At 62.1% G+C, this 22,358-nt stretch carries 22 protein-coding genes and 1 tRNA gene; 17 read left to right on the top strand and 6 right to left on the bottom strand.

What is annotated here, in order from left to right:
• Nucleotides 1-135: 135 nt before the first annotated feature.
• A complete protein-coding gene (locus tag OIM99_RS18255; RefSeq protein WP_311851881.1) occupies nucleotides 136-1,446 on the top strand; it encodes a replication-associated recombination protein A in 1,311 nt (436 codons plus the stop codon).
• Between the two features lie 7 nt (nucleotides 1,447-1,453).
• On the opposite strand, the gene OIM99_RS18250 is transcribed toward OIM99_RS18255, so the two are convergent.
• On the bottom strand, nucleotides 1,454-1,867 hold the full coding sequence (locus OIM99_RS18250) for a DoxX family protein (RefSeq protein ID WP_311851880.1): 414 nt from the start codon (nucleotides 1,865-1,867) through the stop codon (nucleotides 1,454-1,456).
• A 50-nt stretch (nucleotides 1,868-1,917) separates the two neighbouring features.
• A complete protein-coding gene (locus OIM99_RS18245) occupies nucleotides 1,918-2,742 on the bottom strand; it encodes a class III extradiol ring-cleavage dioxygenase (protein WP_311851879.1) in 825 nt (274 codons plus the stop codon).
• A 150-nt stretch (nucleotides 2,743-2,892) separates the two neighbouring features.
• Here OIM99_RS18245 and OIM99_RS18240 point away from each other — a divergent pair, with 150 nt between their 5' ends.
• The 6 genes from OIM99_RS18240 (at nucleotide 2,893) to OIM99_RS18215 (ending at nucleotide 8,341) form a co-directional block, all read left to right on the top strand.
• Complete coding sequence (locus OIM99_RS18240; RefSeq protein ID WP_311851878.1) at nucleotides 2,893-3,819, top strand: LysR family transcriptional regulator; 927 nt, start codon at nucleotides 2,893-2,895, stop codon at nucleotides 3,817-3,819.
• Nucleotides 3,820-3,892: 73 nt separating this feature from the next.
• Nucleotides 3,893-4,276 carry a fluoride efflux transporter CrcB gene (crcB, locus tag OIM99_RS18235; protein ID WP_311851877.1) on the top strand — a complete coding sequence of 128 codons (384 nt, stop codon included), beginning with the start codon at nucleotides 3,893-3,895 and terminating at the stop codon, nucleotides 4,274-4,276.
• On the top strand, nucleotides 4,273-5,385 hold the full coding sequence (locus OIM99_RS18230) for an RluA family pseudouridine synthase (RefSeq protein WP_311851876.1): 1,113 nt from the start codon (nucleotides 4,273-4,275) through the stop codon (nucleotides 5,383-5,385). Before crcB ends, OIM99_RS18230 begins: the two co-directional genes overlap by 4 nt.
• 3 nt (nucleotides 5,386-5,388) lie before the next feature.
• The gene (locus tag OIM99_RS18225) at nucleotides 5,389-5,952 is read left to right on the top strand and encodes a carboxymuconolactone decarboxylase family protein (RefSeq protein ID WP_311851875.1); all 564 of its coding nucleotides are present in this window, start codon (nucleotides 5,389-5,391) and stop codon (nucleotides 5,950-5,952) included.
• A 2-nt stretch (nucleotides 5,953-5,954) separates the two neighbouring features.
• Entirely contained in the window at nucleotides 5,955-6,782 is an 828-nt protein-coding gene (locus OIM99_RS18220; RefSeq protein WP_311851874.1) for an ATP12 family protein, read from the top strand.
• Nucleotides 6,783-6,805: 23 nt separating this feature from the next.
• Nucleotides 6,806-8,341: an acyl-CoA carboxylase subunit beta gene (locus tag OIM99_RS18215; protein WP_311851873.1), complete on the top strand. Its 1,536-nt coding sequence runs from the start codon at nucleotides 6,806-6,808 to the stop codon at nucleotides 8,339-8,341.
• Nucleotides 8,342-8,512: 171 nt separating this feature from the next.
• On the opposite strand, the gene OIM99_RS18210 is transcribed toward OIM99_RS18215, so the two are convergent.
• Nucleotides 8,513-11,233 carry an autotransporter domain-containing protein gene (locus OIM99_RS18210; protein ID WP_311851872.1) on the bottom strand — a complete coding sequence of 907 codons (2,721 nt, stop codon included), beginning with the start codon at nucleotides 11,231-11,233 and terminating at the stop codon, nucleotides 8,513-8,515.
• A gap of 337 nt (nucleotides 11,234-11,570) precedes the next feature.
• Between OIM99_RS18210 and OIM99_RS18205 the strand changes: the two genes are divergently transcribed.
• The 3 genes from OIM99_RS18205 (at nucleotide 11,571) to OIM99_RS18195 (ending at nucleotide 14,795) form a co-directional block, all read left to right on the top strand.
• The gene (locus OIM99_RS18205; RefSeq protein WP_311851871.1) at nucleotides 11,571-12,038 is read left to right on the top strand and encodes a hypothetical protein; all 468 of its coding nucleotides are present in this window, start codon (nucleotides 11,571-11,573) and stop codon (nucleotides 12,036-12,038) included.
• A 203-nt stretch (nucleotides 12,039-12,241) separates the two neighbouring features.
• Nucleotides 12,242-14,251, top strand: a complete 2,010-nt coding sequence (locus tag OIM99_RS18200) for an acetyl/propionyl/methylcrotonyl-CoA carboxylase subunit alpha (protein WP_311851870.1) — start codon at nucleotides 12,242-12,244, stop codon at nucleotides 14,249-14,251.
• A 31-nt stretch (nucleotides 14,252-14,282) separates the two neighbouring features.
• On the top strand, nucleotides 14,283-14,795 hold the full coding sequence (locus tag OIM99_RS18195) for a gamma-glutamylcyclotransferase family protein (protein ID WP_311851869.1): 513 nt from the start codon (nucleotides 14,283-14,285) through the stop codon (nucleotides 14,793-14,795).
• A gap of 1 nt (nucleotide 14,796) precedes the next feature.
• Here OIM99_RS18195 and lipB read toward each other — a convergent pair whose 3' ends face one another.
• Nucleotides 14,797-15,480 carry a lipoyl(octanoyl) transferase LipB gene (lipB, locus tag OIM99_RS18190; protein ID WP_311852283.1) on the bottom strand — a complete coding sequence of 228 codons (684 nt, stop codon included), beginning with the start codon at nucleotides 15,478-15,480 and terminating at the stop codon, nucleotides 14,797-14,799.
• A gap of 272 nt (nucleotides 15,481-15,752) precedes the next feature.
• Between lipB and OIM99_RS18185 the strand changes: the two genes are divergently transcribed.
• A tRNA-Leu gene (locus OIM99_RS18185) sits at nucleotides 15,753-15,837 on the top strand.
• Nucleotides 15,838-16,011: 174 nt separating this feature from the next.
• Here OIM99_RS18185 and OIM99_RS18180 read toward each other — a convergent pair.
• Nucleotides 16,012-16,275, bottom strand: coding sequence for a hypothetical protein (locus tag OIM99_RS18180; RefSeq protein WP_311851868.1), 264 nt, complete (start codon nucleotides 16,273-16,275; stop codon nucleotides 16,012-16,014).
• Between the two features lie 192 nt (nucleotides 16,276-16,467).
• A complete protein-coding gene (locus tag OIM99_RS18175) occupies nucleotides 16,468-17,616 on the bottom strand; it encodes a pilus assembly protein TadG-related protein (protein WP_311851867.1) in 1,149 nt (382 codons plus the stop codon).
• A gap of 240 nt (nucleotides 17,617-17,856) precedes the next feature.
• On the opposite strand from OIM99_RS18175, the gene OIM99_RS18170 reads away from it, so the two are divergent.
• The 6 genes from OIM99_RS18170 to OIM99_RS18145 all read left to right on the top strand — a co-directional run bounded on the left by OIM99_RS18170 (nucleotide 17,857) and on the right by OIM99_RS18145 (nucleotide 22,324).
• The gene (locus OIM99_RS18170; protein ID WP_311851866.1) at nucleotides 17,857-18,276 is read left to right on the top strand and encodes a hypothetical protein; all 420 of its coding nucleotides are present in this window, start codon (nucleotides 17,857-17,859) and stop codon (nucleotides 18,274-18,276) included.
• A 158-nt stretch (nucleotides 18,277-18,434) separates the two neighbouring features.
• Entirely contained in the window at nucleotides 18,435-18,653 is a 219-nt protein-coding gene (locus OIM99_RS18165; protein WP_311851865.1) for a hypothetical protein, read from the top strand.
• The gene (locus tag OIM99_RS18160; protein ID WP_311851864.1) at nucleotides 18,653-20,089 is read left to right on the top strand and encodes a TolC family protein; all 1,437 of its coding nucleotides are present in this window, start codon (nucleotides 18,653-18,655) and stop codon (nucleotides 20,087-20,089) included. The genes OIM99_RS18165 and OIM99_RS18160 overlap by 1 nt, the downstream gene beginning before the upstream one ends.
• Before the next feature lie 13 nt (nucleotides 20,090-20,102).
• Complete coding sequence (locus tag OIM99_RS18155) at nucleotides 20,103-21,500, top strand: copper oxidase (RefSeq protein ID WP_311851863.1); 1,398 nt, start codon at nucleotides 20,103-20,105, stop codon at nucleotides 21,498-21,500.
• 11 nt (nucleotides 21,501-21,511) lie between these two features.
• Nucleotides 21,512-21,982 carry a cupredoxin family protein gene (locus OIM99_RS18150; RefSeq protein WP_311851862.1) on the top strand — a complete coding sequence of 157 codons (471 nt, stop codon included), beginning with the start codon at nucleotides 21,512-21,514 and terminating at the stop codon, nucleotides 21,980-21,982.
• Between the two features lie 57 nt (nucleotides 21,983-22,039).
• Complete coding sequence (locus OIM99_RS18145; RefSeq protein ID WP_311851861.1) at nucleotides 22,040-22,324, top strand: copper-binding protein; 285 nt, start codon at nucleotides 22,040-22,042, stop codon at nucleotides 22,322-22,324.
• Nucleotides 22,325-22,358 lie beyond the last annotated feature (34 nt).

Genomic DNA, 22,358 nt, shown 5'->3' with positions numbered 1-22,358 from the left:
GGCGCTAGGTCCCTGGGAGACGGCGCCCCTCATTTTCGATCGCGTCCAGTGCGAAGGAAATATGGTTAACTTGATTAAAGAATCTAACTGAAACGTTAACAGTTTGTCGCAAAATGAGCCAGCACCGGTCAAGCTATGTCTGATTTGTTCGCGGAACCAACGCCGGAAAGCCTTGCGCCACGGCCACTTGCTGATCGCATGCGGCCAAAGAAGTTGGACGAGGTTGCAGGGCAGGATCACCTTCTGGGAGCCGATGGCGCGCTGACGCGACTGATTCGCTCGGGCTCTTTGGGGTCATTGATCTTCTGGGGACCACCGGGCACCGGCAAGACGACGGTGGCGCGATTGCTGGCGCAGGAGACCCGCGCCGACTTCGTGCAGATCTCCGCCATCTTCTCCGGCGTCGCCGATTTGAAGAAAGTGTTCGAGGCGGCGCGCCGTTCCCATGCTGCCGGGCGCACGACCTTGTTGTTCGTCGATGAGATCCATCGCTTCAATCGCGCCCAGCAGGATTCGTTTCTGCCTGTCATGGAAGACGGTACGATCACTTTGATCGGCGCGACGACCGAGAATCCATCCTTCGAACTCAATGCGGCTCTGCTGTCGCGCGCCCGGGTGATGACCTTTCGATCACTCGACGAAGAAGCGATCGGCAAATTGCTGGTGCGCGCCGAGACGCTGGAAGGCAAGTCGCTGCCGCTCGATGAGGGCGCGCGCGCCAGCCTCGTGCGCATGGCCGATGGCGACGGCCGCGCCGCGCTCACTCTGGCGGAGGAGATTTGGCGGGCCGCCGGCGAAGGCGAAATCTTCGATACGGAACATCTGGGCGAGATCGTGCAACGTCGTGCGCCGATCTACGATAAGGGTCAGGAGGGGCACTACAATCTGATCAGCGCCCTGCACAAATGCGTGCGCGGCTCCGATCCCGATGCGGCGCTCTATTATCTGGCGCGCATGCTCGACGCGGGTGAGGACCCCTTGTTCATCGCGCGGCGCGTGGTGCGCATGGCCATCGAGGATATCGGCCTGGCCGATCCGCAGGCGCTGCTCGTCGCCAATGCAGCCAAGGACGCCTATGACTTTCTCGGCACGCCGGAAGGCGAATTGGCCCTGGCCAATGCGGTGCTGTATGTCGCTTCGGCGCCGAAATCCAATGCCGCCTATATGGCCTGGAACAAGGCCATGGCGCTGGCCAAGAGCTATGGCTCGCTGATGCCGCCTCACACCATCCTGAATGCGCCGACGAAGCTGATGAAGGAAGAGGGCTATGGCGCCGGCTATCGCTATGACCATGACGAGCCCGATGCCTTTTCGGGCCAGAACTACTGGCCCGAGAAGCTCGGCCGCCGCAGCCTCTACGAGCCGGTGGAGCGCGGTTTCGAGCGTGAAGTGCGCAAGCGGCTGGAATACTGGGCCAAGCTGCGCCAGGAGCGCGGCGAAGCCTAGAACCTGGTTAGGCGAGCGCGGCCTGTTGCGATGCCGGCCGCCGCAGGTTGTCGAGCGCCCAGGCGCCACCGCCCGCAAAGGCCAGATAGAGGAAGATGAAGCAGAGCAGGATGGCGGGTTCGCCCATGTTGAGCGCCGGCCAGAAGCTCATGGGCGCATGGGCCATCCAATAGGCGGCCGCCATTTCGCCGGCGGCAATGAAGGCGGCGACGCGGGTGTAGAGCCCCACGGCAATCAAAGCCGAGGCCACGACCTCGATAGCACCGGCGACCAGCATGATGGCGGGCAGCGGATAGGCGACGCCAGGAATGGCGGCCGGGAATTGCAGGAATTTCATCGTCGCGTGTTCAAGGAACAAGAGCGCGGTGACGACCCGCAGAACGGCCAAGACGCGCGGTGCCCAAATGGATGTGTTCAGCATGTTATTTTCTCCTGGATGATGAGATGAGCGGTCAGGCAGCGAAGCAGCCTTTAGGCCGTGGGCGGATTGCCGAAGCGGAAACTCGATGCGGTGAGTCCGCCGGCGAAATCGGTCTGGTGATAGGTGACCGCGCCGGGCTCGTTCTCCGCCGCACCGACAGCCACCATGAGCGGGATGAGATGGTCCTCGCGCGGGTGTGCGGCCCGGGCCAAGGGCGCCTGTTCCCATTGGATCAGACGCTCGGCGCGTTCCTTGGGCGATGCGTGGATCAGCGTCTGTTGCAGCCAGGCATCGAACTGGCGCGAGGGTTCGTATCCGCCGGTGCCGCGCATAGCGCCGAGATTGTGATAGCTGAGGCCGCTGCCGATGATCAGCACGCCTTCGTCGCGCAGCGGTGCCAATGCCCGTCCGAGCGCGAGATGGAGTGCAGGATCGAGCCCTGCATCGAGCGAGAGCTGGACGAGCGGGATGTCCTCGCCGGGATAGAGCGGCTTCATGATGCTGAAGGTGCCGTGATCGAAGCCACGGGTAGGATCCAGCTTTGTCGCGATGTCAGCGGTGCGCAGCACGTCCTGCACATGGCGCGCGAGTTCCGGCGAGCCCGGCGCGCCATAGCTGATGCGGTATAGATATTCGGGAAAGCCGTAATAGTCGTAGACCATGCCGGGCCTGGCGCCGGAGGAGATGGCGAAACCCTGCTCCTCCCAATGGCCCGAGACGACGAGCACGGCCTTGGGCAGATCATGAAGCTCGGCCCGCATCTCGACGAGCGACTGTTCCAGTCTGTCGAAGTTGCGGCGGAACTCGCCGGTCATATACGGCCAGGGGCCACCACCGTGGCTGATGAAATAGGTCGGGAGGCGAACGTCGGTCATGATACGTATCCCTTGCGTCATACCGTTTAAGCCGGGCCGAACTGGCCGTGGGCAGGCGGTTGGAGGCGGTTCGCCCTAGACATGATTGTTTCTGGAGGGCGCATCAATCGGCCTCGTATTGAGCCAGCGTTTCCTGTATGTTGATAATCCATGGATACGCTGACGAGTTTGCGGGTGTTTTGCACGGTGGCCGAGCTGGAAAGCTTCACGGCCGCGGCCGGCCGTCTCGGCTTATCGGCGGCGATGACCAGCAAGCATGTGATGCACTTGGAGGACCGGCTCGGCATCCGGTTGCTCAATCGCACCAGCCGCCATGTCAGCCTCACGGAGGCTGGCGCGCTCTATCTCACCCAGGCCAGGCAGATGCTCGATGGGTTGGATGAGGTAGAGGCGGCGCTCTCCAATGTCGCGGTCTCACCGCGCGGCACGCTGAAGCTCAGCGCGCCCGTATGGATCGCAAGTAGCCCGATCGTCCGGATGTTGGCCGACTACCACCAGCGCTTTCCGGACGTCTGCCTCGATATGGATCTGAGCGGGCGGATCGTGAATCTGGTGGACGAGGGGTTCGATCTCGCCTTGCGTGCCACGGCGCCAGACCGGCTTGATGCCAGTCTTATTGCCCGTCCCTTGGCGCAGATCGAGTTTTGCCTCATGGGCGCGCCGGCCTATCTCGCGCGCACGGGCCACCCAACGAAAATAGCCGACCTGAACGGTCACGCCTTGCTGCTCTACAGAGGCATGAATGCCAGCGGCAGCCTTGTTCTCGCGGGCGAGGACGGACCCGAGACGGTGAAGTTCCGGGCGGTGATGCAAAGTGAGAACGAGACCCTGCTGCATCTGGCCGCTCTCGAAGGCATGGGCCTTGTTTTCCTGCCCGTCTGGATGGTCCAGTCCGACATTGCGGCGGTACGCTTGGAAACGGTGCTGCCCGATGCGGCGAAGTTCAGCACGACGCTGCATGCGGTCTATCCCAGTCGCAAATACTTGTCCGCGAAGGTTCGCACCTTTATCGACTTCCTGGCTTCCCAAAGCGGTCTACCCGTGAAGGAAGCAAAACCTCTCGTGTCTCCGGCATAGATGGGTGTTTTGGCTTCGATTTGTCCTGGGTTGGGGTGATGACGGGGCCGGTTCCGCCCTCTATAGAGGGGGCATGACGGGTTTTTTGATCGTATTTTTGGGCGCCGGCATTGGCGGCGCGCTCCGGCATGGGGTGAATGTGGGCTGCGCGCGCCTGTGCGGCACCGATTTCCCCTGGGGCACGCTGACCGTCAATGTGGTCGGCTCCTTCATCATGGGCGTTTTCGCGGCCTGGCTGGCCTTTCGGGCCGGTGAAAGCTGGACACAGCACACGCGCCTGTTTCTGACCACGGGCATTCTCGGCGGTTTCACCACCTTTTCGGCTTTCTCGCTCGACACCATGCTCTTGTGGGAGCGGGGCGCGATCACCACGGGTGCGCTCTACGTGCTGAGTTCGGTCGTCGCGTCGGTGCTGGCGCTGGCCGCTGGCCTGTCGCTCATCAGGTGGTTGTCATGAGTGCGCAGGGTACGAACACGCAAGGCACGAACACGCAAGGCACGTCGGTCCAGACATTGACCGTGAGTGCCGATGAAGACGGCATGCGGCTCGACCGCTGGTTTCGTCGGCGCTTTCCCGCGCTGTCGCTGGCCCATCTCAACCGCATCGTGCGCAAGGGCGAGGTGCGGGTGGACGGCAAGCGGGCGGAAACCTCCACACGCATCGCTGAAGGCAATGCCATCCGTGTGCCGCCGCTGAAGCTTGAGGCGCCCGCCGCGCCGGCGGTGAAGAAGGCACGGCCGGCCTCGCCCGATGACGTGCGCATGCTGAAAGAGCTTGTCCTGTTCGAGGACAAATATCTGATGGCGATCAACAAGCCCTATGGGCTTGCGGTGCAGGGCGGCTCGGGCACGACGCGGCACATCGACGGCATGTTGATGGCCATGGCGAACGAGAAGGGCGAACGGCCGGTGCTTGTCCATCGCCTCGATCGTGACACGTCGGGCGTGCTGCTCATCGCCAAGTCGCGCAAGATCGCTTCCGATCTCGGCGAGATTTTCCGCTCGCGGCAGACGCGCAAAATCTATTGGGCTGTCGTCGAGGGCGTGCCCAAACCGTTCCAGGGCCGCATCTCGCTGTTCCTCGCCAAGGGCGCGGGCATGGGCGACAAGCGCGGCGAACGGGCGCCCAGCTCTTCGCGTGTCGACCCCGAGAAAATGCGCGTCGCCAAGCATGGCGAAGAGGATGCGCAGCATTCGGTGACCTTTTATGCGACCGTCGACAAAGTGGCGCCGCGTCTCGCCTGGCTGTCGATGAAGCCGATCACCGGCCGCACGCATCAGTTGCGTGCCCATGCGGAAGCGATCGGTCATCCGATTATCGGCGATCCGAAATACGGACTCGATCTGAAGAGCAACGATCCGCGCCGCACCGATCCGATGCGCGCCATTCCAGCGGAGATCGAACGCAAGCTGCATCTGATGGCGCGGCGTCTTGTTCTGCCGCATCCGCGTGGCGGCACGCTCGACGTCACCGCGCCGTTGCCGCCGCATATGCAAAAGACGTTCGATCTGTTCGGCTTCGATGTGAAGCAATACGATCCGATCGAAGATGCCCCACAGGAGTAGTTCGTGAGCGAATGCCGTCTGCCCCCTCTCGCTGAAAACCAATTCACGCCTGAACAGAAGCAGGCGCATGACGAATTCGTCGCCGAGCGCAAGGTCGGGTTTTCCGGGCCGTGGCATGTGTTCGTTCGTTCGCCGGAACTGCTGACGCGCACGCACCGGGTCGGTGAATTCCTGCGTTATCGCTGCTCGCTGTCGGGCCGGCTCAGCGAGTTCACCATTCTCATGGTGGCGCGCCACTGGACGCAGGATTTCGAATGGGGCGCCCATCGCAAACATGCGCTGGCGGCCGGCGTGACTGAGGCAACGGTGGCGGCCATTCGCGACGGCCGTCGCCCGTCGCCGCTGATCCCCGAAGAAGAGATCATCTGGGACTTCGTTTCCGAACTGCTGGCGACGCGCCGCGTCAGCGATCCGACTTATGATCGGGCCAAGGCGCAATTCGGCGAGACCGGCGTGGTCGAGCTCTGCGGCCTCGTCGGCTATTATTCGCTGCTGGCGATGACGATGAACGTGGCGCGGGTCGCGCCGCCTGCCGGCGAAACGCCGTTGCCGCGCTTTCCGGAATGACGATGGGCGAGGATTCCAAGCAAGATCCCGAGCGCGATCTTTTGCGCGACCTGCTGCCGTCCACCGGGGAGAAAATCGATCCGGTGGAAATGGCGCGTCGCGATCAGCGCAAGGCTTTGCCGCGCCGTTTCTACAAGAGTGCTTCAACGCGGGACGAGAACGGTCAGTTTGCTCTGCTGCTCGATGGGCGGCCGGCGTTGACTCCGGCGCGCAATCCGCTCGCCGTGCCGAGCGCCAAGCTTGCGCAACTGCTGGTCGATGAATGGGAAGCGCAGCAGGAAGTCATCGATCCCTCCGCCATGCCTGTGACGCGCATCGTCAATTCGGCGCTGGATGGCGTGGCCCGTGATATCGAGGCCGTGCGCGCTGAAGTGGTCAAATATGCGGGCTCCGATCTGCTCTGCTATCGCGCGGGCGAACCGGAAGCCCTGGTGGCCGAACAGCGCAAGGCCTGGGATCCGATCATCGCCTGGATGCGCGAAGCGCATGATGCTCATTTCGTGCTGGCGGAAGGCGTGATGCATGCGGCGCAGCCCGACGAGACGATCGCGGCCGTGCGCAAAGCCGTGAATGCCTTGACCGGCGAGGGCGCGGCGGCGCCGCTGAAGGCGGCGGCGCTGAGCACCGTGACGACCTTGACCGGTTCGGCGCTGCTGGCGCTGGCGCTCGCTTCAGGTAAGCTGGCGGCTGACGAGGCCTGGGCGGCAGCGCATGTGGATGAAGATCATCAGGCGCGCGTGTGGGGTGCCGATGCAGAGGCGATGGAGCGTCAGGCGCGGCGCAAGGTCGAGATGGATGCGGCGGCCGCCGTTTTGGCGGCACTGTCGTAAGCAGATGAGCCGGAGGAACGTTCGTGAAACATATCATTGCTGATCTGGAACAGCGGCGGACCAAGGCGGCTCTCGGCGGCGGCCAGGCGCGTATCGATGCGCAACACAAACGCGGCAAGCTGACGGCGCGCGAACGGATCGACCTGCTGCTCGATCACGATTCCTTCGAGGAATTCGACATGTTCGTGCAGCACCGCTCGACCGACTTCGGCATGGACAAGGCCGAAAAGATTCCAGGCGACGGCGTCGTCACCGGCTGGGGCACGGTGAACGGCCGCACCGTCTTCGTCTATGCGAAGGATTTTACGGTCTTCGGCGGTTCGCTGTCGGAAACCCATGCGCAGAAGATCATGAAGATCCAGGATATGGCGCTGAAGAACCGCGCGCCGATCATCGGTCTTTTCGATGCCGGCGGCGCGCGCATTCAGGAAGGCGTGGCGGCGCTTGGTGGCTATGCGGAAGTCTTCCAGCGCAACGCGCTGGCCTCTGGCGTCATTCCGCAGATCTCGGTGATCATGGGGCCATGCGCTGGTGGTGACGTCTACTCACCGGCGATGACCGATTTCATCTTCATGGTGCGCGATACGAGCTATATGTTCGTCACCGGTCCCGACGTGGTGAAGACCGTCACCAACGAGACGGTGACGGCCGAAGAGCTCGGCGGCGCCTCGGTGCACACGACCAAGTCGTCCGTCGCCGATCATGCCTATGACAACGATGTCGAGGCGCTCTTGCAGATGCGCCGGCTGATCGACTTCCTGCCGTCGTCGAACCGCGACGATGTGCCGGAATGGCCGACATTCGACGCCGCTGACCGCTTCGACATGTCGCTCGATACGCTCGTTCCCGACAATCCGAACAAGCCTTACGACATCAGAGAGCTGATTTCGAAAGTCGCCGACGAGAGCGATTTTTTCGAAATCCAGGAAGCGCATGCGCGCAATATCGTCACCGGCTTCGGGCGCATCGAAGGGCGCACGGTCGGCTTCGTCGCCAATCAGCCGATGGTGCTGGCTGGTGTGCTCGACAGCGATGCCTCGCGCAAGGCGGCGCGCTTCGTGCGCTTCTGCGATGCGTTCAACATTCCCATCGTCACCTTCGTCGACGTGCCGGGCTTCCTGCCGGGGACGGCGCAGGAATATGGCGGCCTGATCAAGCATGGCGCGAAGCTGCTATTCGCCTATGCGGAGGCGACGGTGCCGAAGGTGACCGTCATCACCCGCAAGGCGTTTGGCGGTGCTTATGATGTGATGGCCTCGAAACATCTGCGCGGCGATTTCAATTATGCCTGGCCGTCGGCGCAGATCGCGGTGATGGGCGCCAAGGGCGCGGTCGAAATCATATTCCGAGCCGACATCAAGGATGCCGAGAAGATCGCCGCGCGCACCAAGGAATACGAGGATCGTTTCTTGTCACCCTTCGTCGCCGCCGAGCGCGGATATATCGACGAAGTGATCATGCCGCACGCGACGCGCAAGCGCATTGCGCGGGCGCTCGCCATGCTGCGTCACAAGGATCTGGAAAATCCTTGGAAGAAGCACGACAATATTCCGCTTTGATCGGCGTAATCGCATTTGGCTGATTGGTGTCATTCCCGACAGCCGCATAGCGGCTGAGCGGGAATCCAGAGTAACTGGTAGAATGCTTCTCGATACGCTTTACCGCTTGCTCTGGATTCCCGCTCGCGCTTCGCGCGTCGGGAATGACACGGAGAGTTTCTCCGTACCCTGCTAGAACCGCATTATCGCGCCGCCGCGCATGGCAAAAATGGCATTCTTGTCGTTGTGCCACTCGCCTCTGAGATTGGCGAACAGGCTGTAGGCGCCTTGTCCGCGCCATTCCAGGCCCGCGACGGCGAAGAGGCCGACCGTCGTGCGCGGCCCCGTGGGATCGATGTTCACGGCCGAGCCAGCCAGTTGCGCCAGCACATTTGAGCCGTTTATCCGACGAGAAATGACGCCCAAGGTTTCGTACACGTGCAGCGTGCCGTCGAGATAGCGATAGGTATGGCTGCCGGTGACTTCGGCGCGGAACTCGCTGGTGCGCGTGCTGCGGCCGCCATAGGCGAGGCCGACGGTCGGATCGTTCTCGTTCATGCCGTTCCAGCCCGTCACCGTATAGCGGTAATGGACTGATGGTCTGATGCTCGTCGTATTGTCGATGGCGATGTCGACACCGGCGCCGATCTCGGGGCTCAAGAACTTGCCGCTGGTGTGGCCGGTGACGCTCGTCTGACCGTTGGGCAGCAAGTTGCTGACGACCGTGCGCGTGCCCTGGCCTGAGGTGATGCCGCCAGTGACCGCCGCCTCGACGAAGAAGATGTCGTGCGAATAACGGCCATAGACGCCGGCAATGCCATAGGTGGCCTGATGCGAAAGCGGATCGCCGGTGTTGGCTTTCGAATTGCCCATGGCACCGCCGACGAAGGCGCCGATGCGCATGGGCGCCATTTCGGCGCTCTCGACACCGATCACCGCGCCGGCATTGGTTGCCGTATAAGCGGCGGTCCGGCTGGTTTCGCTTTGCCGGCGCGTACCGCCGAAGGGCTCGATATAGAAACCCGTATTGCTTTGCTGGCGGTTGACCGGCTGGCTGATACGGCCAAGCGTAATGTCGCGCACCGCATCGGTGACATCGGCGACGCCGCGATCGGCCATTTGTTGCGTCGTCGTGTCGACCACGACGATGGCATTGCCGAGACGCTGCCACACCGGTGCATTGCTGACATTGACCTGCGCGCCCTGCAGCGTGTCGAAGGCCAGAACCTGCGAGCGATGGCCGCCGGCGTCGAGATTGATCGTATCGCCGCCGCCACCGATAGCAATGAGACCGCTGATGCGCGAATTGCGGCCGATGGTCAGCGTATCGGCTGCGCCCGTGAGCTGAATGGCGGTGCCCGACGTGCCGACGATCGTGCCGTTGTTGTTGATGACGGAGCCTGCGGCCGGTGTCGATGCAGCGTTCACCTGAATGCCGGTCGCACCCGAAATGGAGCCGGTGTTGGTGATGTTGACGGAACCGCTGGCAGCGACGCCCGCCGCCGTACCGGAGACCTGGCCGCTGTTGTTGAGCGTGGCGGTCTGACCCGCGAAGAAGCCGATGGAGCCGGCGCCATTGGCCAGCACCGCGCCGGTGTTGATCAAGCTCATATTGGCGGCGCCCGTCACTGCGGCCGCGCCGCTGCCGTTGACGGAGATGCGGCCTTTGTTGGTGACCGTGCTGTCGCCGGTGCTGTAGACGCCATAGGCGGCACCGCTGCCCGCGCCGCCGGCTTCGATCACGCCTGAATTGGTGATCGAAGCGCTGTTGCCGATGGCGACGCCAATCGAGGGCGTCGCCGCATTCGTCGAGACATCGGCCGAAATCTGGCCGGTGTTGGAAATCGTGGCATTGCGGCCGACGTTCACGGCCACGCCGTTCTTGGCCGCCGAGATCAATCCATTGTTGGTGATGGCTGCATCGTTGGCGGTGCGAATGCCGGTTGAGCCATCGCCGCTGGCCGAGACCTGGCTGTTGTTGGTAAGCGACAGATTGGTCGCGGAAATCGCCGTGCTGCCGTCACCGGTCGATGTGATCGCGCCACCGTTGTTGATGGCGGCGGAGCCGTCGACCGCAATGGCGCCCGTGCGCCCGGTCACCGTGCCGTTGTTGGACAGGTTGAAAGGGCCGATGCTGTAGAAAGCCGTGCCGGCCTGTCCATCGATCGTGCCGGTGTTGGTGCCGTTGATGCCGAAGGCGCTGATGCCGCCGACGATACGGGCGCGGTTGGTAAGCTCGAGATTACCGGCGGCGCGGACGGCGAGCCCCGATGCATTGCCGACGGAAATCGTGCCGTCGTTGACGATCTTGGCGTTGCCCGAAGCGGCACTGGTCACGTCGACGCCGACATTAAGGGCATCGATGGTGCCGTTGTTTTTCAGGTCGAGCGATTGCGACTGCGTGCCGATGCCACCGGTGATGCGGCCGTTGTTTTCCAGTTGCAGGGATGAGGACGCGGAAATGCCGAAGGTTTGCCCCTGGATCAGGCCGTTGTTGGTGCCATTGACGGCACCCTGGCTGGCGATGCCACTTATGCCCGCGCCGCGAATGACGCCATTGTTGTTCAGGGTCAGCAGGCCTTCGCTGGTGACGCCGCTGGCGTTGCCAGTGATGGAACCGTCGTTCATCAACGTGCCTGACGGGCCCATGGACACGCCGGCGTTGGTGCTCGCGGTGCCGCCGACGACGGTGGTGCCATATTGAATGTGGACGTCGCCAATGAGACCGGCGTTGTCGACACCATTGGGGCTGATCGCGCCGCTACATTCCAACGTGCCGTTGCCCGACAGCACGCAGTCGGCCCGGGCCATATTCAGCGGCAAGGTGGTGGCCAGCAGAACGGTGGCATAGCCCGCGAACGGCACCGCGCTTTTTCCAAGCCGTCGCTGATCAGCCTTCGAACCTGAATGCATACCCAATTCCCGATGCCGACGCGTTGCGCCGGCTTCTCTGACACCGCGCTTCCTAGAGGCGGTATCGGGGCTTAACGGACTTATAAATCAGGGCTCTTTGCATTGTAGCGATCGTGGATTCAGTTCGTTTACCTAAACAAGACGTTACGATCCTTTTCGAGGGGCCGGCGCGCGATGGAACCCAGGTTATGGAATCGGCAACCAAGCCTGTTGCCCGGCGCTTAACCCTGTGCCGCGAAGCCGTGGTCGCGTTCACCGGATGGCAACGGCCATGACTTAGAGGTTAACGCCATCAAGACGGCGTCGTTCAAGAAGCCGCAGGAGCGGGGTTGAGCAAATGGATATGAACAGGACGGGTTTTGGTGAACATCTCGATCGCGGCCGCGCCGCCGTCGTGTCCTTGACCAATGCCAACGAAATCACGACGGAAGACGTGGTACGGTTGCGCCGGCTGATCTTCTCGCAAACCAGCGTCGGCCGCGACGAGGCTGAAGCTTTGTTTCATCTGGAGCGTTCCGACGCGCTGAAATGTCCGGAATGGACGGCGTTCTTCGTCGAGGCGATCACCGATCATATCGTGTGGCAGGCGCGCCCGACGGGTGTCGTCAACACGCCGCAAGCGGAATGGCTGATCCAGCAGGCCGATCAAACGCGCACGCTCAACACGTTCGCGGTTCTGGTCAATGTGTTGGCCGAGGCGCATCGGGTTCCGGCCTGGTTGCCGGCGGCGGTTCGTGGCCGCGCGGGCGCCGGTTGGCAGGGACTGGGAAATGTCCTGGAAGAGGCGGTCCGGAAGGCGGCTTGAACCGCATTTTCGGCAAAATAGACCTTGGGGCGTTTTCGAGCGAAGTGGACACCGGTTCGCGTGAAGAAAACGCGTTAAAACAAGAGCCTGAAGTCTTTTCACCGTTTCGGTGAAACGGCGAAAGACTCTAGACGGCTGTGTCTCCCCCTTTTAGAACAGTTGGATAGGGTCGGCGCTCTCCTTCGCCGGCCGTCGGGGCCCGAATGTTCAAAAAGATCCTCATCGCCAATCGGGGCGAGATCGCCTGCCGTGTCATCAAAACCGCTCGCCGCATGGGAATTGCCACGGTGGCGGTCTATTCGGACGCTGATCGCGACGCCTTGCATGTGGCGATGGCCGATGAGGCCGTCCATATCGGCCCGGCGCCCGCCGCGGAATCCTATCTCGTCATCGATCGGATCGTGGCCGCCTGTCAGCAGACCGGGGCCGAAGCGGTTCATCCGGGTTATGGCTTTCTCTCGGAGCGTGAGGCCTTCGCCGAGGCGCTGAAGAAAGCTGGCATTACCTTCATCGGCCCCAATCCGCGCGCCATCGCGGCGATGGGCGACAAGATTGAGTCGAAGAAATTCGCCAATGCCGCCAAAGTCTCGACCGTGCCGGGCTATCTCGGCGTCATCGATAGCCCCGAACATGCGGTGAAGATCGCCGACGAGATCGGCTATCCGGTGATGATCAAGGCGTCGGCCGGCGGCGGCGGCAAAGGTATGCGCATCGCCCATGCGCGCGATGAAGTGGCGGAAGGGTTCGAGCGCGCCAAGTCCGAAGCCTTGTCGTCCTTTGGCGACGATCGCGTCTTCATCGAAAAGTTCATCGTCAATCCACGCCACATCGAAATTCAGGTGCTCGGCGACAAGCACGGCAATGTCATCTATCTCGGCGAGCGCGAGTGCTCGATCCAGCGCCGCAACCAGAAGGTGATCGAGGAAGCGCCGTCGCCATTGCTCGATGAAGCAACGCGCCGCGCCATGGGCGCGCAGGCCGTGGCCTTGGCCAAGGCGGTCGACTACGATTCCGCCGGCACCGTTGAATTCGTCGCCGGCCAGGACCGTAGCTTCTACTTCCTGGAGATGAACACGCGTCTGCAGGTCGAGCATCCGGTGACCGAACTTGTTACGGGCATCGATCTGGTGGAGCAGATGATCCGCGTCGCGGCCGGCGAGAAACTGGCGATCCGCCAGAGCGACGTTCATCTGCGGGGATGGGCGGTGGAAAGCCGCGTCTATGCGGAAGATCCGGTGCGCGGCTTCCTGCCGTCAACCGGGCGGCTGGTGAAATATCGGCCGCCGGCGGAAGGCCACTTCGATGGCGTCACCGTACGCAATGACACGGGCGTGCAGGAAGGCGGCGAGATTTCGATCTACTACGATCCGATGATCGCCAAGCTCGTCACCCATGCGGGAGATCGCGAGACGGCGATCGATGCGCAGGCTCAGGCGCTCGATGCTTTCGTCATCGACGGCATCCGTCACAATATTCCTTTCTTGTCCTCGCTGATGCAGCACAAGCGCTGGCGCGAGGGACGTCTGTCGACCGGCTTCATCGCGGAGGAATATCCGCATGGTTTCGCCATGCCGATGCCGGAGGGTGAAACCCGCTTCGCGCTGACGGCCATCGCGGCTCATGCCGATCATGTCGCCAATGAACGCAAGCGGCGTATTTCGGGACAGATGCAGACGCAAAATCCGGTGGTGTTCCTGCGCGAACGTTCCGTCATTCTGCATGGCGAACGCATCAATATCGTCGTCGACGAGGCGGACGATGGCCTGCTGGTGCGCATCGACGATGCGTCGGCGCGGGCGCTGCGCGTGCAGTCCGATTGGGTGCCGGGCGAATTGGTGTGGCATGGGCTGATCGACGATACGCACTATGCGGCGCAGGTTCGTCCCGTGCTCAATGGCATGGCGCTGACCAGTCGCGGCACCGCCGCGACCATTCATGTCTATACGCGACGCGAGGCGGATCTCGCGGCGATCATGCCGGAGAAGAAACAGGCTGATACGTCGAAGGCTTTGATCTGCCCGATGCCCGGATTGATGAAGACCTTGTTCGTCACGGAAGGGCAGCAGGTCAGCGCCGGCGAACCGCTCTGCATCGTCGAGGCGATGAAGATGGAAAACGTGCTGCGGGCCGAACGCGATGTCACCGTGCGCAAGCTGTTGGCCAAGGCCGGCGACTCGCTGGCGGTCGATGCCGTGATCATGGAATTTGCCTGACGGCGATCGTCGTTTAGAAATCGGAATCCTTATGCCGCTTTATTTCGCCTATGGCTCGAACATGGACGTGGCTGCCATGCAGCAGCGCTGTCCGCGTTCCCGGCCGGTGGGCCGGGCCATTCTGCCGCGTCATCGTTTCGTGATCATGGCCGAGGGCTATGCCTCGGTGCTGCGCGATGGCACGCGCAGCGTGCATGGGGTGCTGTGGGACGTGGCGCTCGGCGATGTGCGGGCACTCGATGCCTATGAGAGCATCGGCACGGGTCTCTACACGAAGATTTCTCAGCCCGTGTTGCGTACCGAAGGCGCGTCGGTGCGGGCGCTCGTCTATGTCGGGCGCGGCAAGGGCGGTGGTCGTCCGCTCGACGGCTATATGGAAGCGGTGATGTCGGCCGCGAAATCCTGGCAGCTGCCGGAAAATTACCTGCGCGAACTGTCGGCTCTGACGCCGGGCACGGGGCAGGCGACGAGCCCGGGCTTTGTCCAACCGACGGTGGCGCCGAAAGTGCGGCCGCGCTTCGCCACGCCGCACGATCGGCGCTGATTCACGCTGTCGGCCCGAATACCGTCTCGAACGTATGGCGCATGACGCCGTCGACCTCCGGCATGGTCACCGGGATGCCGAGATCGACGAGGCTCGTCACGCCGAAATGGGCGTTGGAAATGCCGCAGGGCACGATGCCGGCGAAGTGGGACAGATCGGGTTCGACGTTCAATGAAATGCCGTGGAAGGTTACCCAGCGGCGTACGCGAATGCCGATGGCGGCGATTTTGTCTTCGGCCATCGCACCGTCGAAACCACGCGGCTTATCGGGGCGCTGCACCCACACGCCGACGCGATCGGCGCGCCGTTCGCCACGGATGTTGTAGGCGGCGAGCGTGCCGATAATCCAATCCTCCAGCGCGCAGACAAAGGCGCGGACATCCGGCCGGCGGCGGCGCAGATCGAGCATCACATAGCCGACGCGCTGGCCCGGCCCATGATAGGTGTACTGACCGCCGCGCCCCGTCCGGTGGACCGGGAAACGGGCGTCGAGCAGATCGCCGTCCTTGGCCGATGTCCCGGCCGTGTAGAGGGGCGGGTGTTCGACCAGCCAGACGCATTCGCGCGCTGTGCCGGCGGCGATGGCATCGGCCCGCTGTTCCATGAAGGCGACGACGTCGTCATAAGCGGTGAGCCCGTCGGCGACGATCCATTCGACCGGCGGGGCATTGGCGGGGGCCTGCATCAGGTGGGAGAGACTGCCGCGCTGGGGGGCCTCGGAATCTTGCGCCACGGGGCAGGCGGGAGCGGCGGGGGCATCCAAAACGCTATTTTGCATGGTTCTATTTTGCCACGGATGCCGGTCGTCTGCCAGAACAGCAATAAGGGCTCTCAGAACCGTGATTTACCCCCAACCTGCGCTTGTCACCCGCCGATTGATTTGTTAGACGGCTGCCTGTCTCGCGCCCCCGCATCCCGGCGGCGCAGCCACCGGGTCTGCGCCCGGTTTTTCTACCAGCGGCCATGGCGGAATTGGTAGACGCGCTAGCTTGAGGTGCTAGTGGGGAGACCCGTGGAGGTTCGAGTCCTCTTGGCCGCACCAATCACTATCTTGCTTCGGCAAGATATTGATTTTGTGGGTAGATTTATTCTTGCCCCATCGTTTGAAGCTGGTTTTGCCCGTCAATGCGGCATCAGCTTGGCTATAGCCAAGATTGATGGTTCCGGCGGGAAAAAATCCCTGGGCGATGGGCCGGCAAAAAAGCCGCCATCAGGTTCAGCGCCGAACCCGCTTCATGTTCCAAATCCGGGTCAATTCCGGATGTTCCGGCTCAGCCGACAGGCCATCGGGCGATTCGCCCAAATGTTGCTCGGCCACCCGGACGACAACCTCATGGCCGTGCTTTATGGCCACGGATGCGGCCGGCATCGCCGCCTCGAAAGCCGCTTCCTTGCTGACATATTTGCCTGATGTTTCGCCATCATGGCGGACGCCCCAGCCATCGGCGTTGCGAACGATATCGTAGAGCGCTCGAGCCATTGTCTCTCTCCCAAGCAAAAGAATTTGCACAGCCGGCGAGCGCCGACTTGGGTTTCCTGTTCTGGCTCAAGTTCAACAGGTGCGGGCCGATAAGGTTCCTGGGCCGCTGGCTCTCGGGCGCGGCATTCGCTTCGTTTTCCTATCGCTTGGACTGACGCGTCGTTGTGGCGCGTCAGCCCGAGTTTGACGGCCTCATTGCGTCAGGCGCGTGCCGACCATGTTCACGTTGGGATCGCAGCTATCCGCGGTGATCGAGAACATGAAATCCTGCGTGAGCCATGCGCTGCTGGAGTCGTTCAGATTGCTGGGAGGGGATCCCGCAGAATCTTCCCAGCCATAATAAGTGGTCGTGGCCGGAGTGCTGCAGGGCACGATGACCTGGAAGGATTGCTTGTCGGCAAAGAGCGTCCGATTGTTGCCGTCCGGACTGCCGTCGGCTTTCTTGCCGTACTTGACCATATGCATGATGCCGTCCTTCGTATTGGTAACGAAGGTCCACGACGGCGCTTTCGCGGTCGAGTTCTTGCAATACAGCGGATTATTCCCGCCTGAACTGGATGCTTTGCTCGTATCGACGACCTGATCGAGAGGGCAGCCGTCCGTATCGACTTCCATGGTCAGATAAGCATCTTTGTAATTTCTGCCCAGCGTGATGGAGCCGCTTGGACCGGTGAGCGTGCCGACGCCGTTGCCGGAGTTGCCCTTCGAATAGAAGGTGTTGGTCATGGGCCAGGACAAGTTGCTCACTTGCGTGCTGGTGAAGGCATAGTTCTGATTGAAGGGTTGATAGACCCATTGCGCGAGATTGTTCGTCTTGCCACTCGCGTCGACGACATAGAGGGTCAGGCGCTTCCAATACCAACCTTTGGCCACGCGCATGGTGAAGGTCGCGGTGGTCGGCGTCGGTGTCGGCACGAGAAGGGACTGACTGCTGACGGTGACCGGCACGGATGAAATACCGGCCGCTTTCATGAACTGGGTCGGCACGGAGGCGGTGACTGTCGCCGTAATGCTGCCGTCGGCATTGGTGGTGAGCGTCGGGGTGAGGTTGGACGTGTCGCCCAAGACCGTGTGCCCGGTGAGAATAGCCCGGAAGCGGCTAACCAGAACGTTGGTTTGCGCGGCGCTTCCGCTGGTCGTTTGCACGGCCGATAAAACAGCGGAGTCGAGAGCATTCTGCAACAGGCCACGGCCGGTCAATGTGACGCTGTAATCAATCGCGCCGCCGATCGTGATGATCGTTGACAGGGTGACCATCGCCCATATGGCAGCGACGCTGCCGCGCCGATCTTCCATGAATGACTTGAAAGAACCCGAAAAAGGAAAAGCGGATGACGACATGGTGAAGTTCTCGAATTGTCGATTTGTCTTCAATAATCGGAAACTCCGAAGGATCGGTTTCCCTCATTCCGGAGAATCCGGGGGGCCGTTTTAACCTTTTGGAAAACCGGAAAGCATGGCTGTATGCCGCCGCATCTTGCGGCTGTTGGGGCCAAGTCTTTGACAATGCCGGAAACTTTGCGCGCTGATCGGAGGCGTCTTGTCTTTTCGCGATTCCTCCCTATTCTCGCGGCCATTATGATGCGTCTTTTTCGCTCACTGGTGATGTTCCTGGCACTGCTTGGTCTCTCGGCCGGCGGCATGTGGGATGTTGCCAATGCGCATCAAGGCAAAGTCCATGCGCCCCAGACGCAGGGCATGGACCATCATCATGCAGCCAAGGTCGACCAGGGCGGCGACCACAGCGGGCGTCATCAGCACCAGGCGGTCCAGACCAAACTGTGTCTCGATACGTCTTCGCCCTGTGGCGGCGATATGCCCGATCACATGGGCGGCACGTGCTGCGCGGCGATGACCTGCCATATGGCGGTGTTGCCGCAGATAAGCCTGGACGCTTCGGCCGTTGCCATTGAGGCCGTCAATCCCCTGCCGCTCGAAACGGATGTCGAGGGCACGATCGGTCCGCGTCTCGAACGTCCGCCAAGATTGCTCGTCGCTTAACCGCTGGCGAGACCCTTGAGCGGGCAGTGATGTCCGTATCCCATTTTCTTCTCGGGTTCGCGCCGGCGATCCCTGCCGCTTGAAATCTCGCGGCATGGGCACGTTCGACGACACGCGGCAATGCCGCCGAGGCCGTCTGGCCTAATCCGAGGAAGATGATGAAATTCGCCGTTCTGGGCGCCATCGCTGCCACCCTTGCCGGGTGCGCCGCTTGGCCCAATCTCGACACGGTGCGCGATCCCGCTGATCCCACAGCGAAGGTTCCCCGCCAATCCTATCAATCGGTCATGACGGGCACGGTCGATTATCGACCGGTTCAGCCGAAATCGTGGATCGACAGCAATCAGCGTGTCGCACCCAAGGGCAGGGGGCAATGATGGCCGTGTCCTTGCTTTCCCGGCCGGGCCGGCGGCTCGCTGCCGTCGCACTCGCCACGCTTGCTCTGGGCGGTTGCGCGACCTTCACGCCCGACGGCGGCATGCAAGCCGTCGCCACCCAGGTCTCGGCGACGATCAGTGCCGATGCGGTCAAGATCGCCTCGCAGGATGAGACGATGATGGCTACGGGGCGCGTCAAGGCGCTGCTCGCCAAGCCGTTGACCGCCAATAGCGCGGTCCAGATCGCTCTGCTCAGCAATCGCGGGCTGCAGGCAGAATATAATGCGCTCGGCCTGTCGGAAGCCGATTTCGTCGAAGCGAGCCTGCCGCCCAATCCGGCCGTCGCCTTGAGCCGCACGGTGACGAATGGCGCGCTTGAAATCGAGCGGCGTGTTGTCGGCAGCCTTCTGGCGCTACTGACGCAGCCGACGCGACGCGCGATCGGCGAACGGCAGTTCGAGGCGGCGCGCTATCGGGCTATCGATGCGACGTTCCGCACCGCCGCCACGGCGCGCAAAGCCTATTATGCGGCGGTCGCCGCGCGACAGAAGGTGGCCTATCTCGAGCAGGCGCGCTCGAGTGCCGATGCCGCCGCCGACCTCATGCGCAGTCTCGGCGAGACGGGCGCGGCCAAAAAACTCGATCAAGCGCGCACGGCTGCCTTTTATGCGGAAGTCTCCAATCAACTGGCGGGGGCGCGCCTGGAAGTGGGCACGACGCGGGAAGCCTTGACGCGCAGCCTCGGCCTGTGGGGTGGCGACATCAATTATAAATTGCCCGGCCAGATGCCGGCTCTGCCCGGGCAGCTTGCTTCGAAACAGCTCGTCGAAACCGAGGCCATTCGCAAGCGCGTCGATCTCATCGCCTCTCGTTTCGATCTCGATGCGCTGGCGACGTCGCTGCGTCTCTATGAGGCGACGCGCTATGTCTCGGCCTTCGAACTGGCGGGCTTCTCGAGATTTGAGCGTAGCAAAAACGACGGTATCGTCGAGAAGACGAGATCGGCGGGTAATGCGCTGGATCTGGTGATCGAAATCCCGATCTTCGATTTCGGTGAGACGACGCGACGGCGTGCGGCTGAAACCTATATGCAGGCGGTCAACCGCTTTGCCGAACAGGCGGTGAATATCCGCTCCGAAGCACGCGCCGCCTATCTCACCTATCGCGCCGCCTATGACATCGCGCGGGCCTATCGCAACAAGATCGTGCCGCTGCGGCGCACCGTCAACGAGCAGTCCCTGCTCGAATACAACGGCATGCTCATCGACGCCTTCGTGTTGTTGACGACGTTCCGCGAGGGCATCGACAGCAATCTCGCGGCGATCACAGCGCAACGGGATTTCTTCATCGCGCGTGTCGATTTCGACGCAGCCATCCAGGGCGGCGGTTCGGGGGCGGGTGCAGCAGCTCGCGTCGCCTCAGGCGCCAGCGAATAATCGGGAGAAGATCATGTCAGTATCACGTCGCAATTTTCTCGGTGCCGCTGGCGGCATGACGCTCGCGAGCGCCAGCGCCGTGTCGGGGCGAACGGCCTTCGCCTCGGTGCCGGAAGCGCCGATCATGAAGAGTGCCGATATGCAGCCGCCGCTCGTGCCCAAAACCGGGCCTGACTACAATCCGGTGGTCACGCTCAATGGCTGGACGTTGCCATGGCGCATGAACGGCGAATGGAAGGAGTTTCATCTCGTCGCCGAACCGGTGCTGCGCGAATTCGCGCCCGGTATGATTGGGCATCTATGGGGCTATAACGGCCAGTCGCCAGGGCCGACCATCGAGGCGGTGGAAGGCGACAAGGTGCGCTTGTTCGTCACCAACAAACTGCCGGAACACACGACAATTCATTGGCACGGTCAGCTTCTGCCCTGCGGCATGGATGGTGTCGGTGGACTCACGCAGCCGCATATCCCCGTCGGCAAGACCTTCGTCTACGAGTTCCAGCTGCAGAAGAGCGGCACGTTCATGTATCACCCGCATGCCGACGAAATGGTGCAGATGGCCATGGGCATGATGGGGTTCTTCGTCGTGCATCCCAAGGACCCGGCTTTCCGCCGCGTCGATCGCGATTTCGTCTTCCTGATGGCGGCTTACGACATCGAGCCCGGCACCTATGTGCCGCGCGTCGCCGAGATGACGGACTTCAATATGTGGACGTGGAACACGCGCGTGTTTCCCGGCATCGACCATATCGTCGCGGCCAAAGGCGACAAGGTGCGTATCCGCTTCGGCAATCTCACCATGACCAATCATCCGATCCATATGCACGGCTACGATTTCAAAGTGTCATGCACCGATGGCGGCTGGGTGCCCGAGCAAGCTGCGTGGCCGGAAGTGACGATTGATTGCGCGGTCGGGCAAATGCGCGCTTTCGATTTCGTTGCCGATAAGCCGGGCGATTGGGCGATCCATTGCCATAAGTCGCATCACACGATGAATGCGATGGGTCATGACGTCAGCAACTTCATCGGCGTCGACAAGAAGAAAGTGTCGCAAAAGATCAAACGGCTGGTGCCCGGCTATATGCCGATGGGTACGGCCGGCATGGCCGACATGGGCGAGATGGAAATGCCGCTGCCGGAAAATACGCTGCCGATGATGACCGGCTGGGCGCAATTCGGCGCGGTCGAAATGGGCGGCATGTTCTCGGTCGTCAAAGTGCGCGAGGGCCTGGCCTCCGGCGATTACAAAGACCCTGGCTGGTACAAACATCCCGAAGGCACGGTGGCTTTCGAGTGGAAGGGCGAGGCCAGGAAGGCCGAACGCGCACCACAGCCGACAATCGACCCATCGACAACCACCGAGGTCAACGTGGTGAAGCCGCGCGCGAATTCGAAACATGGCAACCACTGAAGGAGATATCCATGGCATTCAAAATTTTGATCGGCGCGCTTGTGGCGTTGCCTTTGGCTACGGCGGCTCTGGCCGATCCGGGCCATTCGCATGGTGATGTCCGTGCCTATGGCGAGCCGGGTGATCCCAAAAAGCCGGCACGTGTGGTGCAAGTTCTCATGCGCGACGCTGGGGGCAAGATGGAATTCATTCCAGGTCGTATCGAAGTCAAGAAAGGAGAGCAGATCAGGTTCCTGCTGCAAAATAACGGCAACACGGACCATGAGATCGTCATCGGCACGCTTGAGGAGAACCTCAAGCACGCCATCGAGATGCAGAAGAATCCGGACATGGAGCACGACGATCCGAACGCCAAACGCCTGGCGCCGAGAAAGTCCGGTCAAATCGTTTGGAAGTTCACGAAGGCAGGGGAGTTCGACTTCTCTTGCCTGATCCCGGGCCATCGCGAGTCCGGGATGTTTGGCACCATCGTCGTGAAGTGATCGCGTCCGGAAACGGTCGCAACGCGAAGCAGATTTACATCAGTATAGGAGAAGAACATGCGTAAATGGATTGCCGCCGCCACGGTTTCCCTCGTGGCCACCATCGCGCTGGCGCAAAGCGCCCGGGTTTCGGGCGAGGTGACGAAGATCGACGAGGCGCAGGCCAAGATCACCCTGAAGCACGGGCCGATCAAGAACCTCGACATGGACGGAATGACGATGGCCTTCGCCGTCGCCGACCCGGCCGCTTTGAAGAAGCTCAAGGTCGGCGACAAAGTGACCTTCGAGGCCGACCGGGTGAACGGCCGCATCACGGTCACGAAGATCGACAAGGCTAAATAGCTTGTCGCGGAGATACTGGCGGAGACCTACGGTC

The organism is Methylocella sp. CPCC 101449, from assembly GCF_031921685.1.
Lineage (GTDB): Bacteria > Pseudomonadota > Alphaproteobacteria > Rhizobiales > Beijerinckiaceae > Terripilifer.
This window is presented reverse-complemented; position numbering and strand designations above follow the sequence as displayed.

Bases quoted from the DNA above. Each gene is read 5' to 3' on its own strand.
- OIM99_RS18255 (WP_311851881.1), top strand. From the start codon at position 136: ATGTCTGATTTGTTCGCGGAACCAACGCCGGAAAGCCTTGCGCCACGG.
- OIM99_RS18250 (WP_311851880.1), bottom strand. From the start codon at position 1,867: ATGCTGAACACATCCATTTGGGCACCGCGCGTCTTGGCCGTTCTGCGG.
- OIM99_RS18245 (WP_311851879.1), bottom strand. From the start codon at position 2,742: ATGACCGACGTTCGCCTCCCGACCTATTTCATCAGCCACGGTGGTGGC.
- OIM99_RS18240 (WP_311851878.1), top strand. From the start codon at position 2,893: ATGGATACGCTGACGAGTTTGCGGGTGTTTTGCACGGTGGCCGAGCTG.
- crcB (WP_311851877.1), top strand. From the start codon at position 3,893: ATGACGGGTTTTTTGATCGTATTTTTGGGCGCCGGCATTGGCGGCGCG.
- OIM99_RS18230 (WP_311851876.1), top strand. From the start codon at position 4,273: ATGAGTGCGCAGGGTACGAACACGCAAGGCACGAACACGCAAGGCACG.
- OIM99_RS18220 (WP_311851874.1), top strand. From the start codon at position 5,955: ATGGGCGAGGATTCCAAGCAAGATCCCGAGCGCGATCTTTTGCGCGAC.
- OIM99_RS18210 (WP_311851872.1), bottom strand. From the start codon at position 11,233: ATGCATTCAGGTTCGAAGGCTGATCAGCGACGGCTTGGAAAAAGCGCG.
- OIM99_RS18205 (WP_311851871.1), top strand. From the start codon at position 11,571: ATGGATATGAACAGGACGGGTTTTGGTGAACATCTCGATCGCGGCCGC.
- OIM99_RS18200 (WP_311851870.1), top strand. From the start codon at position 12,242: ATGTTCAAAAAGATCCTCATCGCCAATCGGGGCGAGATCGCCTGCCGT.
- OIM99_RS18195 (WP_311851869.1), top strand. From the start codon at position 14,283: ATGCCGCTTTATTTCGCCTATGGCTCGAACATGGACGTGGCTGCCATG.
- lipB (WP_311852283.1), bottom strand. From the start codon at position 15,480: ATGCAGGCCCCCGCCAATGCCCCGCCGGTCGAATGGATCGTCGCCGAC.
- OIM99_RS18180 (WP_311851868.1), bottom strand. From the start codon at position 16,275: ATGGCTCGAGCGCTCTACGATATCGTTCGCAACGCCGATGGCTGGGGC.
- OIM99_RS18175 (WP_311851867.1), bottom strand. From the start codon at position 17,616: ATGTCGTCATCCGCTTTTCCTTTTTCGGGTTCTTTCAAGTCATTCATG.
- OIM99_RS18170 (WP_311851866.1), top strand. From the start codon at position 17,857: ATGCGTCTTTTTCGCTCACTGGTGATGTTCCTGGCACTGCTTGGTCTC.
- OIM99_RS18165 (WP_311851865.1), top strand. From the start codon at position 18,435: ATGAAATTCGCCGTTCTGGGCGCCATCGCTGCCACCCTTGCCGGGTGC.
- OIM99_RS18160 (WP_311851864.1), top strand. From the start codon at position 18,653: ATGGCCGTGTCCTTGCTTTCCCGGCCGGGCCGGCGGCTCGCTGCCGTC.
- OIM99_RS18155 (WP_311851863.1), top strand. From the start codon at position 20,103: ATGTCAGTATCACGTCGCAATTTTCTCGGTGCCGCTGGCGGCATGACG.
- OIM99_RS18150 (WP_311851862.1), top strand. From the start codon at position 21,512: ATGGCATTCAAAATTTTGATCGGCGCGCTTGTGGCGTTGCCTTTGGCT.
- OIM99_RS18145 (WP_311851861.1), top strand. From the start codon at position 22,040: ATGCGTAAATGGATTGCCGCCGCCACGGTTTCCCTCGTGGCCACCATC.